Here is a 15,267-nt window from a genome sequence, read left to right as displayed (position 1 = left end):
ACGTCAAAGCCCGGAACGGCAAGGCTGGAAAGGTAAGGCTGACCGCAGACATGGCTCTCACCCAGTCCGACATCGACAGCGAACTCGCGCACATACGGGAGTCGTACGACAAGGCGCGCGCCGAGGGCGCTCCCGCCACCGACCACCCGCCGCGCGACTTCCCCCCGTACCGCAGCAGTGTGCTGCGCCACCCCAAGCAGCCGCTGGTCGCGGTGCACGGCGACCCGGAGACCGTGGAGCTGCACACCCCGGTCTTCGGCCACACCGACATCACCGCCATCGACAACGACCTCACGGTGCGGCACCAGGGCGAGCCGCTCGGCGAGCGGATCACCGTCTCCGGACGGCTCCTGGACAGCCGGGGCCGCCCCGTCCGGGGGCAGCTCATCGAGCTGTGGCAGGCCAACGCGTCGGGCCGCTACGCCCATCTGCGCGATCAGCACCCCGCACCGCTCGACCCCAACTTCACCGGCGTGGGGCGGACGTTGACCGGCGACGACGGTTCGTACCACTTCACCACCATCAAGCCGGGCGCGTATCCGTGGCGCAACCACGAGAACGCCTGGCGCCCCGCGCATCTGCACTTCTCCGTCTTCGGCGCGGCGTTCACCCAGCGGCTGGTCACCCAGATGTACTTCCCCGGCGATCCGCTCTTCGCCTACGACCCGATCCTGCAGTCGGTGACGGACGACTCGGCGCGGCAGCGGCTGGTCGCCCGTTACGACCACGGGCTGTCGCGGCCGGAGTGGTCGCTGGGCTACCGCTGGGACATCGTGCTGGACGGGCCGTCGGCCACGTGGATCGAGGAGGGCCGCTGATGAGCGAGAGGCTTGAACGCGCGCAGGGGTCCGAACCCGCCGAAGGGCTCGCATCCGCCGAGACACTCGCGCCCACTCCCTCCCACACCGTGGGCCCCTTCTACGGCTACGCCCTGCCCTTCCCCGGCGGTGGCGAGATGGCCCCGGCGGGCCACCCCGGCGCCATCACGCTGCACGGCCAGGTCCGCGACGGCGAGGGCGCTCCCGTTCCGGACGCGCTGGTGGAGCTGTGGCAGGCGGGTCCGGACGGCTCGCTCGCCGGGGCGGGCGGGTCGATGCGGCGCGACCCGGTGACCGGCGGCTTCCTCGGGCGCAACGGCGTGGACTTCACCGGCTTCGGCCGCATCGCCACTGACGCGGACGGCCACTGGACGGCCCGTACGCTGCCGCCGGGCGGCCCGGCCGCGCCCGCCGCGCCGTACATCAGCGTCTGCGTCCACGCCCGGGGGCTGCTGCACCACCTCTTCACCCGCGTGTACTTCCCCGAGAACGCCGAGGCCAACGCCGCCGACCCGCTGCTCGCCTCGCTGGATCCGGCGCGCCGCGAGACGCTGGTGGCGACGGCGGCGTCCCCACCGGGGACCTATCGCTTCGACATCCGTCTACAGGGCGAAGGGGAGACGGTTTTCCTTGAGTTCCGGTAGTTCCGGTAGTTCCGGTAGTTCCGGTAGTTCCGGTAGTTCCGGTAGTTCCGGTAGTTCCGACAGCCAGGACCTAGGGCTGCTGTCCCCGGTGCGGGCCGGGTCGGCGGTGGAGGCCGCCACGGGCGACACGGCGTTTCTGCGGGCCATGCTGGACGCCGAGGCCGCGCTGGCGAGGGTGGTGGCACCGGCCGGAGCGGCGGAGGCGGTGGCGGGCGCGGCCCGCGCCGAGCTGTACGACGTACGCGATCTGGCGCTGCGCGCCCGCTCCGGGGGCAACCCGGTCATCCCGCTGGTCGCCGATCTCACGGCGGCGGTGGCCCGTACGGACGCCGAAGCCGCGTCGTACGTCCACCGGGGTGCGACCAGCCAGGACATCGTGGACACGGCCGCGATGCTGGTGGCCGCGCGGGCACTGCCGCTGATCGTGGCCGATCTGGAGCGTACGGCGGCGGAGCTGGCGCGGCTCGCCACCGCGCACCGCGACACCCCGATGCCCGGCCGCACCCTCACCCAGCACGCCGTACCCACCACCTTCGGGCTGAAGGCGGCGGGCTGGCGGGCGCTCGCCCTGGACGCCCGCGACCGGCTCGCGGCGCTCCGGCCGCCCGCCCAACTGGGCGGTGCGGCGGGCACGTTGGCCGCCTTCGACGGCGGGGTTCCGCTGCTGCGCCGGTTCGCCGAGGAGACCGGTCTCGCCGAACCCGAACTGCCCTGGCACACCCTGCGCACCCCCGTCGCCGACCTGGGCACCGCGCTCGCCTTCGCCGTGGGGGCGCTGGGGAAGATGGCGGCGGATGTGCTGGTGCTCTCGCGGACGGAGATCGGTGAGGTGGCGGAGGGGGCCGGGGGTGGTTCATCCGCGATGCCGCATAAGTCGAACCCCGTGCGTGCCACGCTGATGGCCGCCGCGGCCCGCCAGGCCCCGGGGCATGCCGCGACCCTGCTCGGCTCGCTCGCCGCGGAGGACGAACGGCCGGGTGGGGCGTGGCACGCGGAGTGGCAGCCGCTGCGGGAACTGTTGCGGCTCGCCGGGGGTGCCGCCCGCGATGCCGTGGAACTCGCCTCCGGGCTGCGGGTCTTCCCTGACCGGATGGCCGCGAACCTGGGGCTGACGGGCGGCCTGATCGTCAGCGAGCGCCTTATCGCCGCGCTCGCGCCGGTGGTCGGGCGGGCCCGTGCGAAGGAGCTTCTGGCGCAGGCGGCTCGGGAGGGGAGGGGGCTGGCCGAAGCGCTGTCGGGCGTCCTGCCGCCCGACCGCGTACGCGAGCTGACGGACCCGACCGCGTATGTGGGCTCCGCCCCCGCGCTGACGGTGCGGGCCCTGGCCCGCGATGCGTAACCCCTGCGGGGGCCCGTTCCCCACCCCGCCCCTTCCCGAAACTGGGGGCTGCGCCCCCAGCCCCTGCTTCGGGGGCTCCGCCCCCGGACCCCCGCTCCTCAATCGCCGGAGGGGCTGGAAGATGCCCCGAGGTGCCCCCTGGCTGAACGGGTGGGCCCCCGGGTCCAGGGGCAGAGCCCATGGTTCGGGAAGGGGCGGGGTGGGGAACAACCGCCGGCCCGCACCCGGCCACCAACCCCAGCCCACGCCCCAGCCCACGCCGCATACCACCCCCGGAGCACCCACCCCATGACCAACAACCCCCCGCACCACAACCTCACCGGACCCCCCACCGCCCCACCCCTCATCCTCGGCCCCTCCCTCGGCACCTCTCTCACCGTCTGGGAGCCCCAGCTTCCCGCGCTCGCCCGACGCCACCGCGTACTGCGCTGGGATCTGCCCGGTCACGGCGGCTCCCCCGCCGCGCCGCTGCCCTCGGACGGGTCGGCCACCATCGACGATCTCGCCGCCCTCGTGCTGCGGCTCGCCGACGATCAGGGGTGGGAGCGGTTCGCGTACGCGGGGATTTCGATCGGCGGCGCTGTCGGGCTGTATCTCGCCGCACACCACCCCGACCGGATCAGCCGCCTGTCCGTCGTCTGCTCCTCGGCCCGCTTCGGGGAGCCCGCCGTCTGGCGTGAGCGGGCCGCGCTCGTACGGGCCGAGGGGACGGAGGCGATGGTGGCGAGCCGTCCGGGCACCTGGTTCTCGCGCGACTTCGCCCGTACGCCCGTCGGCGCCGCGCTGATCGAGGATCTGCGGGCCACCGACCGTGCGGGCTACGCCGCCTGCTGCGACGCTCTCGCCGCGTACGACATGACGGCCGACCTCGAGAAGATCACCGCGCCCACCCTCGTCGTGGCCGGTCGCGACGACCCCGCGACCCCGCCCTCCCACGCCCGCCACATCGCCGATGCGGTGCCCGGCGCGAGCCTGCTCGAGGTCGCCGGGGCGGCGCATCTCGCGGGTGTGGAGCGGCCGGAGGCGGTCACCGGGGCGCTGCTCACCCACCTCAACGGCCCAGCACCGTCGCGACCACGGGACGACGCCTCACGCCACGACGCCGGGATGGCGGTGCGCCGGGCCATCCTCGGGGACGCGCACGTGGATCGCGCGGTGGCCCGGACGACCCCGTTCACGGCCCGCTTCCAGGACTTCATCACCCGCTACGCCTGGGGCGAGATCTGGACCGGCGACGGGCTGGACCGGCGGACCCGCAGCTGTATCACCCTCACCGCGCTGATCGCCCACGGCCATGACGCCGAACTGGCCATGCACATCCGGGCCGCGCTCACCAACGGGCTGACCCGTGAGGAGATCGGCGAGGTGCTGCTGCAGTCCGCGATCTACTGCGGCGTCCCGGCCGCCAACTCGGCCTTCGCCACCGCCCAGCGCGTCTTCGACGACATCGACGCCGACGTAGACACCGAGGTCGACGTAGACACCGAGGCCGACGTCGACTCTGCGTCACATTCCGGTACCGAAAAGTGACATCCCCCCGCAACACCTCTGTCGTAATCCGCCTCCATCGTTGATCGTTGGGTCGTACGGAGACCGGGAGACGAGGGGGCGCACGCCAATGTCCATGAGTCGCCGAAGGCTGCTGAGTGCGGGCGGAGGGCTGGCCCTCACGGGGGCGCTCGCCTCCGCCTGTGGGTCCAACACCGGGCGGGACGGCGATGACCACGCCGGCCAGCCGATGATCGAACAGTGGTACCACCAGTACGGCGAGCCCGGCACCGAACAGGCCGTCAGGCGCTACGCCGACGCGTTCGAGAAGGCGAGCGTCCAGGTGCAGTGGCGGCCGGGCAACTACGACCAGCAGACCGCCGCCGCGCTGCTCACGAAGTCCGGCCCGGACGTCTTCGAGGTCAACGGCCCGACGCTGGACCAGATCCAGGGCGGCCAGGTGGTCGATCTCACCGATCTCCTCAGCGAGGCCAAGGACGACTTCAACCCGGCGGTGCTCGCCCCGAAGACGTATCAGGGCAAGATCTGGGCCGTTCCGCAGGCCATCGACACCCAGTTGCTCTACTACCGCAAGAGCATGCTCGAGGCCTCGGGGGTGGAGCCGCCGCGCAGCCTCGACGCGCTGATCGACGCGGCGAAGGAGCTGACCACCAAGGACGTCAAGGGGCTCTTCCTGGGCAATGACGGCGGCCCCGGCGTCCTCGGCGGCACCCCGCTCAACGCCGCCGGGCTCACACTGGTCACCGAGGACGGCAAGGTCGGCTTCGACGATCCGGCCGCCGCCCGGACGCTCGGCAAGCTGCGTCAGCTCTACGCCGAGAAGTCGCTGCTGCTCGGGGCGCCCTCCGACTGGTCGGACCCGGCCGCGTTCACGCAGGGGCTCACCGCCATGCAGTGGTCCGGGCTCTGGGCGCTGCCGCAGGTGAAGAAGGCGCTGGGGGAGGACTTCGGGGTGCTGCCGTTCCCCCAGGACGGGGCGCACGGCGCGCCCGCGGTGCCGGTCGGCGCGTACGGGGCGGCGGTCAGCGCCCGGTCCCGGCACAAGGCGCTGGCGAAGGCGTATGTGAAGTGGCTGTGGGTGCAACGGACCGACTACCAGGAGGACTTCGCGCTCCGCTACGGCTTCCACATCCCCGCCCGGATCTCGCTGGCCACGAAGGCGGCCAAGCTGCGGCAGGGCGCGGCCGGTGAGGCGGTGCGCTTCGCCACCGACCACGGCCGTGCCGAGCCGCTGCTGTGGACCTCCGCGAGCCGTACGGCGTACCAGGACGCGCTGAGCCGGATCATCAAGGGCGGGGCCGATCCGGACGGCGAGCTGCGGTCGGTGGTCCGCAAGACCGAGGCCGAGCTGCGGCGCGTGCAGAAGAAGAACTGATGCGGGGGGCGTTCGTCCGCAGGCTCCTGGGCCCGCAGAACCGCCATCTGTGGTTCTGGATTTTCGTCGGCCCGTTCGTCCTGGGGCTGACCCTCTTCACCTATGTCCCGCTGGCCTGGAGCGTCTACCTCAGCTTCTTCGACGCGCACAACACCGTCTCGCCCACGGACTTCGTCGGCTTCGACAACTACGCGGCGATGCTGGGCGACGACGCGTTCACCGGCAGCCTGGTGACCTTCCTGGTCTTCACGGCGTTCATCGTCCCGGCCACCTACGCGCTCTCGCTCGCGCTGGCGCTGATGGTCAACCGGCTGCGCTGGGCTCAGGCGTTCTTCCGGTCGGTGTTCTTCCTGCCGGTGGCGTGCTCGTATGTGGTGGCGGCGCTGATCTGGAAGATGTCGATCTTCAACGGGGTGCGGTTCGGGCTGGCCAACACCGTGCTGGACCGGTTCGGCGCCGATCAGATCGCCTGGCTGTCGACCACGGACCCGCCCTGGTACTGGCTGGTCATCGTGACCGTACGGCTGTGGCTCCAGGCGGGGTTCTACATGGTGCTGTTCCTGGCCGGGCTGCAGCGCATCCCCCCGCGGCTGTACGAGGCGGCGGCCGTGGACGGGGCCCGGCCCGGCTGGCAGGTGTTCCGGCACATCACCTTTCCGCAGCTGCGGGCGACCTCGGTCGCGGTGGTGCTGCTGCTGGTGATCAACGCCTTCCAGGCGTTCGACGAGTTCTACAACCTGCTGTCGGACTCGCGCGGCTATCCGCCCTACGCCCGCCCGCCGCTGGTCTACCTCTACTACACGGCGCTGGGCCAGGGGCAGAACCTGGGCCTGGGCAGTGCGGGCGCGGTGATCCTGGCGCTGATCATCGCCGTGGTGACGGTGGTGCAGGCCCGCTGGTTCGGCCTGGGCCGGAAGGAGGACTGATGCACCCCCGCTCTCGCGACTCGCGTGACGTACGGGACGCCCTGGTCGGCGTGGGGCGCGCGGTGCGGCTGGTGCTGCTCATCGCCCTCGCGCTGCTGTTCCTGATCCCCTTCTATCTCCTCATACGCAACGGCCTGTCCAGCGAGGCGGACATCACCTCGCCCGGCTGGACGTTCTTCCCGGGCGAGCTGCACTGGTCCAACGTCCGCGAGCTGTTCGACGACCCCAATGTGCCGATGGCGCACGCGCTGCTCAACTCCTCGCTGATCGCGGTCCTCACCACCGTGGGCACCCTGCTGCTGGCCTCGCTCGCCGGGTACGGTCTGGCGCGCATCCCGTACGCCTACGCCAATGTGGTCTTCTACTGGATCCTGGGCACCCTGATGGTCCCGGCGGCGGTCACCTTCGTGCCCAGCTTTGTGCTGGTCAGCTCGCTCGGCTGGGTGTCCACGCTGCGCGGTCTGGTGGTGCCCACGCTGTTCAGCGCGGTCGCGGCGTTCATCTTCCGCCAGTACTTCCTGGGCTTTCCCCGGGAGCTGGAGGACGCGGCGCGGGTGGACGGTCTTGGCTACTGGCGCACGTACTGGCGGGTCGTGGTGCCGAACTCCCGGCCGGTCTTCGCGGCGGTCGGCACGATCGTCTTCATCGGCGCCTGGAACTCCTTCCTGTGGCCGCTGGTCATCGGCCAGGACCGGGACGCGTGGACGGTGCAGGTGGCGCTGTCGACGTTCACCACCGCCCAGACCGTCAACCTCCATGAGCTGTTCGTGGCGGCGGCGGTGTCGATCGTGCCGCTGCTGGTGGTCTTCCTGGTGCTCCAGCGCTATATCGTCGCGGGCGTCGAGCGCACGGGCATCGACGACTGAGGACGACTGAGGCCGGTGCGGCTTATCCGGCAGCCGGGCCGTCATCCGGCGGCCGGGCCGTCATCCGGCAGCGGGGCGTACCGCCGCAGCCAGACCTAGCGGAGAGCCGGGAAGCGGAGGGTCGGGAAGCCGAGGGCCGGGAGACCTCATCCGCGCCCTGACGGCCCCCGCCCACTCGTGGCGACCGGCGGCAGCGCCGCCGGTACCCCGAAGACCCGCTCCCCCGGCGCCCCGCCCCGCAGCAGCGCCGCACCCAGCGGGGTCAGCGTGTGCAGGACGGCGCTGCCCTGGCGCAGGGTGTGCACCAGGCCCGCCTCGCGCAGCACACTGGCGTGCTGGCTGGCCGAGGCCAGCGATACGCCCACCCTGCGGGCGAGTTCACTGGTCGTACAGCCGCCGCCGACCTCCAGCAACACCGCCGAGCGGGTCTGCCCGACCAGCTTGCCGAGCGTCTGGGCGGACCCGGACCCGGACCCGGAGCCGGACCCCGACCCGGGCCCGGCCCCCGACCCGGCTCCGGACCTGACGGCGGGCCGCTGCTCGGGGCGGGGAATCAGACCGCACCGGGCGTGTTCGACGGGGTAGACCAGAACGGGCGTCAGATCCGGGTCCCGGAAGGTCACCGGCGTCCCCCGGCAGAAGAACGACGGCAACAGCAGCAACCCCCGCCCCCGCAGCCACAGATCGCGGTCCACCGGATAGTCGACCTCCAGCACGGGCGCCCGCCACCGCATCGTCGGCGGCAGCGAGGCCAGCAGCCCGTCGGCGCCCCCGTCCAGCAGGGCACGGCCCCGGGCCACCCGGTCCGCCTCGATCCGGGCCTGGATATGCGGCCAGTACGGGGCGACGGCGGCCTGATGGTAGGCGCGCAGCGTCCTGATCAGCCGGTCCAGCGATCTTCGCTCGCCCTGCGCCAGATCCCGTATCCACCCCGGAAGCGCCCGGGCCGCCGGAAGCCCGGCCAGCTCCGTGTGCAAGCGCTCACCCGAGATGGCGCGCAGTGCGGACATCGCGGCATCGCAACCGATTACCCCTTCGGCGGGTGTCAGGAAGTCCGGGAAATAGCCGCGCGACGGAATGAGCGGCGCAAGGAGCCGCGCTTCGCCGTTGAGTCGGTTTCGAGCCTCCGAACGCCATTTCCCGTATACGGTCTCGGCCCGGTTCTCCCGCAGCCTATGGAAACTTAAAACGGTTTCCCAGAGCGCGTCCGGGCGGACCGCCATCCGCAGCCGGGCCAGATCGAGTTCACTGAAATGAACACGGAGCACCAGACCCCCACACGTGACATTGCGATCGCCCCCCGATCACCGATGAGTATGCACGCTGGCACGGTCAGTCACCACGCCCTTTTAGCCAGATGTGAAACGGGGAGCGGCGCGGAGCCCGGAAGAGGAAAGCTGTTCCCCAGGAAAACCGGGGGCCACCGGGAAAAACTTCCGAGGGCCGTCCGGAATTCAACAGGCGGTGCTCAGAGCCAGTTTGCTCGTTCCCGTGGGGGGTGACGAGTACGTTACGGCGACTGGGCACTTGTGTTGCCGCACGTAGCCGATGCGCGTGGCAACAGCTCCCGTGGGGGGAGTGAGAGGGGGCGGCACCTCCGCACAAGGTGCCGCCCCCTTTGAGATCCGGAGGCCCCGGGGCGCGCTGACGCCCTGAAGGCGCCGCGCCGCCGCCTTCGTTCGTGGTTCAGGAAGACGGACGGTGACCGGCGCCCCCGCCCGCGTCCAGCCGCCAGGCCGCCGGGCGGACCTGGGTGGTGGCGAATTCCCCGAGGCGGGCGACGAAGGACTCGATCGCGGAGGCCGCGTAGTGCCGAGTGGACCAGCAGGCGTGCAGGGCGAGCCGCAGCGGATCCCCGTCCGAGGTGGTGATCAGCAGCGGATGGGCGGAGAAGTGCGGCAGGTCCGTGACGACGCCGACGCCTGATCCAGCGGCGGCGAGGGCCTGGATCATCCGCGCGGTTGAGCTCTCCTCCACCTGCGCGAAGGCCAGACCCGCCGCCACGACCGCCTGGTCGAGCACTGCCCTGGCCGGGTGCTCGCCGGTCAGCAGCACGAGTGGCTCCCGGACCAGCTCGGCGAGCTCGACGCTTCCGCGCCGCCGGACGGCCCAGGGGTGGGTGGCGGCGACATAGGCGCGCAGTGGGACATCCGTCAGCGGCTGCCAGCTCAGCCCATGGGCGACCGGCGCGGTCGCGGCGACGCCGAGGTCGGCGCCCTCGGCAACCGTATGGGGCACCTGCTGTGCGGGCACTTCCCGGACCGAGACGAACGGATCGGTGGACGACAGCCGGGCCACGAAGGGGGCGACCACTTCGTGGATCGTGGTCTCCGATGCCGCCACGACCACGCGGCGCAGCCCGCCGTGCGCCATGTGATGCGCCACCGACTCGATCTGTTCGGCGCGGCTGACCAGGTCGGTCGCACTGTCGATGAGCTGCCGGCCGGCGCTGGTCAGCCGCAGGCGCGGGCCGGAGCGGTCGAACAGCGCGACCCCCAACTCGTCTTCCAGATGGCGTAGTTGCCGGGAGAGCGCGGGTTGGGCGAGATGGAGCCGTTCGGCCGCCGCGGTGACGGTACCGGCGCGGACCACGGCCAGGAAGTACCGAAGGCGCTTGATCTCCATCGCGGCATCATGCCATATCGGCATGGCAATCCCGGCATTTTTGGTATTAGACAGCATGCTTCGAGCTCACGACGATGGAGGCCCCTCACCGTCGACTCCCCGGAGCGTCCGCCCATGTCCGCGATGGCACCCGCCTCTCCGCCTCCCACACTCGGGGACTGGCTCGAACCGCCGGTCAACCGGTGGGCCTTCAGCCATGTCGAGGAGTTCCTGCCGACGGCCGTGATCTCGCGGGGGCGCGGCGAGCACCGCACCTTTGCCGAGGCGCCCCTTCCGCTCGAGGACGCCGAGGTCGATCTGGCCGGGGCGCGCAGCACGGTGGCGGAGTTCCTGGAGCGGACCCGGACCGACGCGATCGTGGTGCTCCACGGGGAGCACATCGTCTTCGAGCGGTACTTTGGCGAGGGGCGGCCGGACCGGCGGCATGCTCTGATGTCGATCTCGAAGTCGATCGCGGGCATGGCCGCGGGCCGTCTGGTGGACGAGGGCCGCCTCACGCTGTCCGCCCCGGTCGAGTCCTATGTGCCCGAACTCGCCGCCTCGGCGTACGGGACCGCCACCGTGGGCCAGGTCTTGGACATGTCGGTCTCGCTTCGGTTCAACCATGACTACCGTGATCCGGCTTCCGAGGTGCAGGCGCTGGACCGCGCCTCCGGCTGGCGCCCGCGCGGCCCCGAGGACCCGGCCGTGCGCGCCTTCCTTGCCGCCCTCGAGCCGGGCGACCGGCCGCACGGCCGCTCCACCCAGTACTGCTCGGCCACCACCGACGTCCTCGCCTGGATCCTCGAACGAGCCGCCGGACAGCCCTACCCCGAGGTGATCGCCGACCGGATCTGGTCCCGCATCGGCGCCGAACACGACGCCCTGGTCACCACCGACCCGGAGGGCACCCCCTACGCCTGCGCCGGGATCAACGCGACGGCGCGCGATCTGGCCCGCTTCGGACGCTGTGTGCTGGACAACGGCTCGGCCGGCGGCACTCAGGTCATCCCGGAGGCATGGGTCCGCACCACCCGTGGTGGTGCGCCGTCCGGGGTGGTCCCGGACGCGGACTTCCGCGAGGTCCACCCGAACGGGTCGTACCGCAATAAGTGGTGGATCACCGGCGACGCCGCCGGGAGCTTCCTCGGCCTCGGCATCTTCGGCCAGTACCTCTGGCTCGATCCCGAACGGGACGTGGTCATCGCCAAACAGTCCAGCCTGCTGGGCCCCCGCGCACAGCGCGCCGAGCACGCCTCGTGCCTCACTCAGATCGCGGCCGCGGTCGCCGCCGCCCGCCGGTCCTCCCACCCCGGCCAGGAGGCGCGATGAGCGGCGACGCCGCGGTGCCGGGCCCGGACCCCGCACCGACCCTCGAACAGCACGGCATCGAGCACATCCCCGCCTCCGAGCGCCACGGCAAGCCGTGGCATCAGCTCACCCTCTGGTTCTCCAGCAACGTACAGATGACCGCGGTGGTCACCGGGGCGGTGGCCGTCACGCTCGGCCTCGACCTGAAGTGGGCCATCGCCACGATCGTCATCGGCAACCTGGTCGGTGGCGTCTTCATGGCCTACCACAGCGTGCAGGGGCCGGAGCTCGGCGTCCCGCAGATGATCCAGAGCCGGGCCCAGTTCGGGTTTCTCGGCGGGGCGCTGCCCTCCTTCATCGTCGTTCTGATGTACCTGGGCTTCGCGGTCGAGGGCGGCCTGGTGGGCGGCGGGGCACTGGCCGGCTGGACCGGCCTGCCCAAGTCCGCGGGCATCGTGATCTTCTGCGTGCTGCACCTGCTGGTCGCGCTGGTCGGCTACAAGCTGATTCACGCCACCGCGCGGGTGATCTCCGTGCTCTCGGGAATCGTGTTCCTGGCACTGTTCGCGCAGCTCGCCACCCACCTTCCCGCCCACCTGCCGAACTCCGGCTCCCCGGCCACACCGGGCACGGTGCTGCTCGCCGTCTCGATCTCCATCTCCTGGCAGGTCACCTGGGCGCCCTACGTCTCCGACTACTCGCGCTATCTGCCCGAGGACACCCCCAGAGCAACCACCTTCTGGTACACCTACCTCGGATCGGCGGTGGGCGGCACGCTCACGATGGTCATCGGCGCGATGGCCGCCGCGGTCAACGACCAGGCACTGGACGCGGACGCGATCGGCTTTCTCGCCGACCGCTACCCGGCGATCAGCGGCCTGGTGGTCTTCGCCCTGTTGATGTCCATGATCCCGGCCGGAGCCGAAGGCGCCTACGGTGCCTTCCTCTCCACCCTCAGCATCTTTTCCCGGAAGGACAGACTGCGCTCCCCGGCACTCGCCCGCGCGCTCTTCGTCATCGGCTTCACCCTGGTCGGGGCGGTCCTCGCCATCCTGTCCAGCGGGAGCATGATCACGACCTATACGAACATCACGCTGTTCCTGCTGTATCTGCTCATCCCGTGGACGGCCATCAACCTCACCGACTACTACTTCGTCCGGCGCGGCCACTACGACATCGCCGCCCTCTTCGAACCGGACGGCCGCTACGGACGATGCAACTGGGGGACGCTCATCCTCTACGCGGTGTCGATCGCGGCGGAGCTGCCGTTCGTCAACAGCAGCCTCTACGTCGGCCCCTTGGTGAAGCCGCTCGGCGGTGCCGACATCGCCTGGCTGGTCGGCCTGGTGGTGGGCGGAGTCGGCTACTGCGCACTCGCCCGGGCGAACCGCGGCGGCGGGGCCGGGCCGGAGGCCCCGCCCGCGGCCGGTACCGCCCCGCCGCGGGAGCAGCACGGTGCGAGCTACGGTCGGTGATCAGCCGTACGCGTGGCGTCGGGCGCGGGCACCGTTCTGAGTGTCGAGGCCAGAACGGAGTTCACCATGCCGCAGAGCAATGAGGAACACACCGGCGCACGCATCGCGGACTACCGGAAACTGCGTCAACTCACCCAGACCGCACTGGCGCAGCGCTCGTTCCTCTCCCGTGGCACCATCGCCAAAGTCGAGCGCGGCCTGGCTCCGGCCACACCCTCCGTCGTGGCCGCCGTCGCCCGCGTACTTCAGGTGGACGTGGCCGTGCTCAATGGCCAGCCGTACATCTCCGAGTTACGGCAGGACCATCTCGACCGGCTGATCTCCCCACTGTCCGAGGCGCTCGACATGTACGACCTCGGGCCGGACCCGCACATCACCCCCCGGCCCATCGACCAGGTGGAGAGCGACGTGCGAGCGCTGTGCGCCGGGGCCTCCGCCACCGAGTACAAGGACATCGGGTCGAAGCTGCCCGGCCTGCTCGGCGAACTCGCCACCATGGTCAGCCTGCTGTCGCCGGGCGAGAGTCACCGGCGCGCTACCTCGTCGCTGAGCTGGTGCTACTGGGTGGCATACGAGTTCACCTACCGGGTCGGCTACCACGATCTTGCCTCGATCGCGCTGGAGCGCATGGGGTGGATGGCGGAGCAGGCACAGGACCCGCTGCTGCTCGCCATCCGCCTGAACAAGCGGTCGAGCATGCTGCTCCGACGCGGGAACAACCAGATGTCGCTCCAGATCATCACGCGCGGCCATCGGCTCATCGGCCAGGTCGAGCAACCCGAGTCCGTTGAGGCGCTCGCAGTGACGGGCAGCCTGCATCTCGCGTCGGCCATCGCGGCCGCCCAAGCCAAGGACGCTGACGCCGTTACCGGCTACATGGGCCTGGCACACGAGATGGCCAAGAAGATCGGCCGGGATGTGCCGAACGTGTACTGGTCATCGTTCGGCCTGACGAACGTGCAGCACTTCGACGTCGCGACCAACGTGGAGCTCGGCGAGCTCGGCGAGGCGGTGAAGTTGTCCAAGAAGCTGCACTTCCCGGAGACGCACCCCCGCGTGCGAGTGGGCCGGTACTACATCGAGATGGCCCGTGCCTACGCGCAGATGGGCAAGACAGAAGCTGCTGAACGGTTCTTGGTACGGGCGCGGAAGGTAGCGCCGCAGCAGGCCCGATATCACCCGCTGGTGCGTGAGACCGTCGGCGTCCTGGTGCGCCGTCAGCGACGGGCGCCTGAGTCTCTGTCGTCGTTGGCTGCGTGGGTGGGTATGTAGCATCGCCAAGGCGCCCCATTGTTCCGCGTCTGGGAACACTGAGCGCCTTGTCGGTCGGCACGATGTGACGGTCGGAACACAGACCGTGCACGGAGCCGCCTATGACGACCAACGCCGAGCAGTGGACACCACCTACCGGGTCACAAGCCACAGCCTTACCCACGGGCACATGGTGGGACGCGGTCCGCGTGCCGGAGGAGATCGGCGAGCACGCCCTCGGTGTCCTCGGCGCCCAGTCCGGCGCCGTCATCAAGGACCGCTGCAACACCCTCTACTGGCTCATCGTCCCTGGGGCCGCCGCAACCTGGAACCTCTACTGCGTCCACGTCCTCGGTGCGGTCGAAGGCGTCGCCACCTACCTCGGCGTTCCTCCCGTGGACCGGCTCGCCCCGCCCGGCTCGCACTGGCGAGTCCCGTTCACCCGCGACGGGTACCTGACCGACCCGCGGCTGCGAACACGCCGCGGGTTGCCTGTCCTGCCGGACGCCCAGCGCCAAGTGCGAGACCGGGGAGCGACTGTTGCACGCCTACGAGGAGGCCACGCGGCAGGCCCGGCCGGAGGAAGCCAGGTGAGGCACCACCGTCGCGCCGTGCCCCGTCACCACAACCGATGGGAGAAGACCTTGACAACACCTTCGGACCGCGATGCGTTCCCGCTCAGTGCCTGTGTCAGATCCTTCGGTTCCAAGGCAACGGCTACCGCCGAAAGGATCATGTCGACGGTAGCCGTTCAGTACCGCGGATATTGATGACCCTCCGCGCGGCGTTGGGGGGGCACGGACAACGATCCCGGGATGGCTGTCTCGGCTCCTGCTCCGAACCACAGCGGTACCTCGGCCTCGCCCTCGGCTTCCTCGGGCCCTCCTTCACTCGCAGGGGCGAACCCGCACCCGAGGCCCAGGCACGCGTTACAAGGTGTCCTGTCGCAGCGCATCTGGCAGATAGCAGCTCGCTGACCTGCGGAGGCGGCAGGTGCTTTGAGAACGTCGACGGTTGGCGTTTCTCAAACCACCTGGCTTTCACAGAAATAAGGTTCGTGGTTGAAGGAGGGGGCGATCAACGGTGATTCCATACGAGCGTGTAGCGCCAGAACAGCCGACGGCGTAGTCGTGCGCCGGGCAGGATCGT

General features: G+C 70.7%; 13 protein-coding genes. 11 read left to right on the top strand and 2 right to left on the bottom strand.

Translation table 11 applies throughout. From position 1 onward, the window contains the following. Window positions 1-50: 50 nt before the first annotated feature. From pcaH to JK364_RS49660, 7 genes are all read left to right on the top strand, one after another. On the top strand, window positions 51-818 hold the full coding sequence (gene pcaH, locus JK364_RS49690; protein ID WP_201858082.1) for a protocatechuate 3,4-dioxygenase subunit beta: 768 nt from the start codon (window positions 51-53) through the stop codon (window positions 816-818). Next, entirely contained in the window at window positions 818-1,462 is a 645-nt protein-coding gene (pcaG, locus tag JK364_RS49685) for a protocatechuate 3,4-dioxygenase subunit alpha (protein ID WP_201858081.1), read from the top strand. Before pcaH ends, pcaG begins: the two co-directional genes overlap by 1 nt. Window positions 1,463-1,550: 88 nt before the next feature. Next, a complete protein-coding gene (gene pcaB / locus JK364_RS49680) occupies window positions 1,551-2,801 on the top strand; it encodes a 3-carboxy-cis,cis-muconate cycloisomerase (protein WP_307841655.1) in 1,251 nt (416 codons plus the stop codon). Window positions 2,802-3,089: 288 nt separating this feature from the next. Then, on the top strand, window positions 3,090-4,331 hold the full coding sequence (pcaDC, locus tag JK364_RS49675) for a bifunctional 3-oxoadipate enol-lactonase/4-carboxymuconolactone decarboxylase PcaDC (RefSeq protein WP_230993760.1): 1,242 nt from the start codon (window positions 3,090-3,092) through the stop codon (window positions 4,329-4,331). An 88-nt stretch (window positions 4,332-4,419) separates the two neighbouring features. Then, on the top strand, window positions 4,420-5,685 hold the full coding sequence (locus tag JK364_RS49670) for an ABC transporter substrate-binding protein (RefSeq protein WP_201858079.1): 1,266 nt from the start codon (window positions 4,420-4,422) through the stop codon (window positions 5,683-5,685). Continuing rightward, window positions 5,685-6,611 (top strand): carbohydrate ABC transporter permease, encoded by a 927-nt coding sequence (locus tag JK364_RS49665; protein WP_201858078.1) that lies wholly within the window; start codon window positions 5,685-5,687, stop codon window positions 6,609-6,611. The genes JK364_RS49670 and JK364_RS49665 overlap by 1 nt, the downstream gene beginning before the upstream one ends. Then, on the top strand, window positions 6,611-7,477 hold the full coding sequence (locus JK364_RS49660; protein ID WP_201858077.1) for a carbohydrate ABC transporter permease: 867 nt from the start codon (window positions 6,611-6,613) through the stop codon (window positions 7,475-7,477). Before JK364_RS49665 ends, JK364_RS49660 begins: the two co-directional genes overlap by 1 nt. A gap of 146 nt (window positions 7,478-7,623) precedes the next feature. Here the strand turns inward: JK364_RS49660 and JK364_RS49655 are convergent, their stop codons facing one another. Both JK364_RS49655 and JK364_RS49650 read right to left on the bottom strand, forming a co-directional pair. Next, complete coding sequence (locus JK364_RS49655) at window positions 7,624-8,745, bottom strand: ArsR/SmtB family transcription factor (protein ID WP_201858076.1); 1,122 nt, start codon at window positions 8,743-8,745, stop codon at window positions 7,624-7,626. 418 nt (window positions 8,746-9,163) lie between these two features. After that, window positions 9,164-10,102, bottom strand: coding sequence for a LysR family transcriptional regulator (locus JK364_RS49650; RefSeq protein WP_201858075.1), 939 nt, complete (start codon window positions 10,100-10,102; stop codon window positions 9,164-9,166). A 114-nt stretch (window positions 10,103-10,216) separates the two neighbouring features. Between JK364_RS49650 and JK364_RS49645 the strand changes: the two genes are divergently transcribed. The 4 genes from JK364_RS49645 (at window position 10,217) to JK364_RS49630 (ending at window position 14,888) form a co-directional block, all read left to right on the top strand. Further along, a complete protein-coding gene (locus JK364_RS49645) occupies window positions 10,217-11,413 on the top strand; it encodes a serine hydrolase domain-containing protein (RefSeq protein ID WP_201858074.1) in 1,197 nt (398 codons plus the stop codon). Then, the gene (locus tag JK364_RS49640) at window positions 11,410-12,867 is read left to right on the top strand and encodes a purine-cytosine permease family protein (RefSeq protein ID WP_201858073.1); all 1,458 of its coding nucleotides are present in this window, start codon (window positions 11,410-11,412) and stop codon (window positions 12,865-12,867) included. Before JK364_RS49645 ends, JK364_RS49640 begins: the two co-directional genes overlap by 4 nt. A gap of 12 nt (window positions 12,868-12,879) precedes the next feature. Next, window positions 12,880-14,139, top strand: a complete 1,260-nt coding sequence (locus tag JK364_RS49635) for a helix-turn-helix domain-containing protein (protein WP_307841654.1) — start codon at window positions 12,880-12,882, stop codon at window positions 14,137-14,139. 188 nt (window positions 14,140-14,327) lie between these two features. After that, window positions 14,328-14,888, top strand: a complete 561-nt coding sequence (locus JK364_RS49630; protein WP_201858072.1) for a hypothetical protein — start codon at window positions 14,328-14,330, stop codon at window positions 14,886-14,888. Window positions 14,889-15,267 lie beyond the last annotated feature (379 nt).

Origin of the sequence: Streptomyces endocoffeicus, assembly GCF_016741935.1 — a bacterium.
Taxonomy (GTDB): Bacteria; Actinomycetota; Actinomycetes; order Streptomycetales; family Streptomycetaceae; genus Streptomyces; species Streptomyces endocoffeicus.
Note: the sequence above shows the minus strand (reverse complement) of the source record. Positions and strands in the feature narration are given on the sequence as shown.

Bases quoted from the DNA above. Each gene is read 5' to 3' on its own strand.
- pcaH (WP_201858082.1), top strand. From the start codon at position 51: ATGGCTCTCACCCAGTCCGACATCGACAGCGAACTCGCGCACATACGG.
- pcaG (WP_201858081.1), top strand. From the start codon at position 818: ATGAGCGAGAGGCTTGAACGCGCGCAGGGGTCCGAACCCGCCGAAGGG.
- pcaDC (WP_230993760.1), top strand. From the start codon at position 3,090: ATGACCAACAACCCCCCGCACCACAACCTCACCGGACCCCCCACCGCC.
- JK364_RS49670 (WP_201858079.1), top strand. From the start codon at position 4,420: ATGTCCATGAGTCGCCGAAGGCTGCTGAGTGCGGGCGGAGGGCTGGCC.
- JK364_RS49665 (WP_201858078.1), top strand. From the start codon at position 5,685: ATGCGGGGGGCGTTCGTCCGCAGGCTCCTGGGCCCGCAGAACCGCCAT.
- JK364_RS49660 (WP_201858077.1), top strand. From the start codon at position 6,611: ATGCACCCCCGCTCTCGCGACTCGCGTGACGTACGGGACGCCCTGGTC.
- JK364_RS49650 (WP_201858075.1), bottom strand. From the start codon at position 10,102: ATGGAGATCAAGCGCCTTCGGTACTTCCTGGCCGTGGTCCGCGCCGGT.
- JK364_RS49645 (WP_201858074.1), top strand. From the start codon at position 10,217: ATGTCCGCGATGGCACCCGCCTCTCCGCCTCCCACACTCGGGGACTGG.
- JK364_RS49640 (WP_201858073.1), top strand. From the start codon at position 11,410: ATGAGCGGCGACGCCGCGGTGCCGGGCCCGGACCCCGCACCGACCCTC.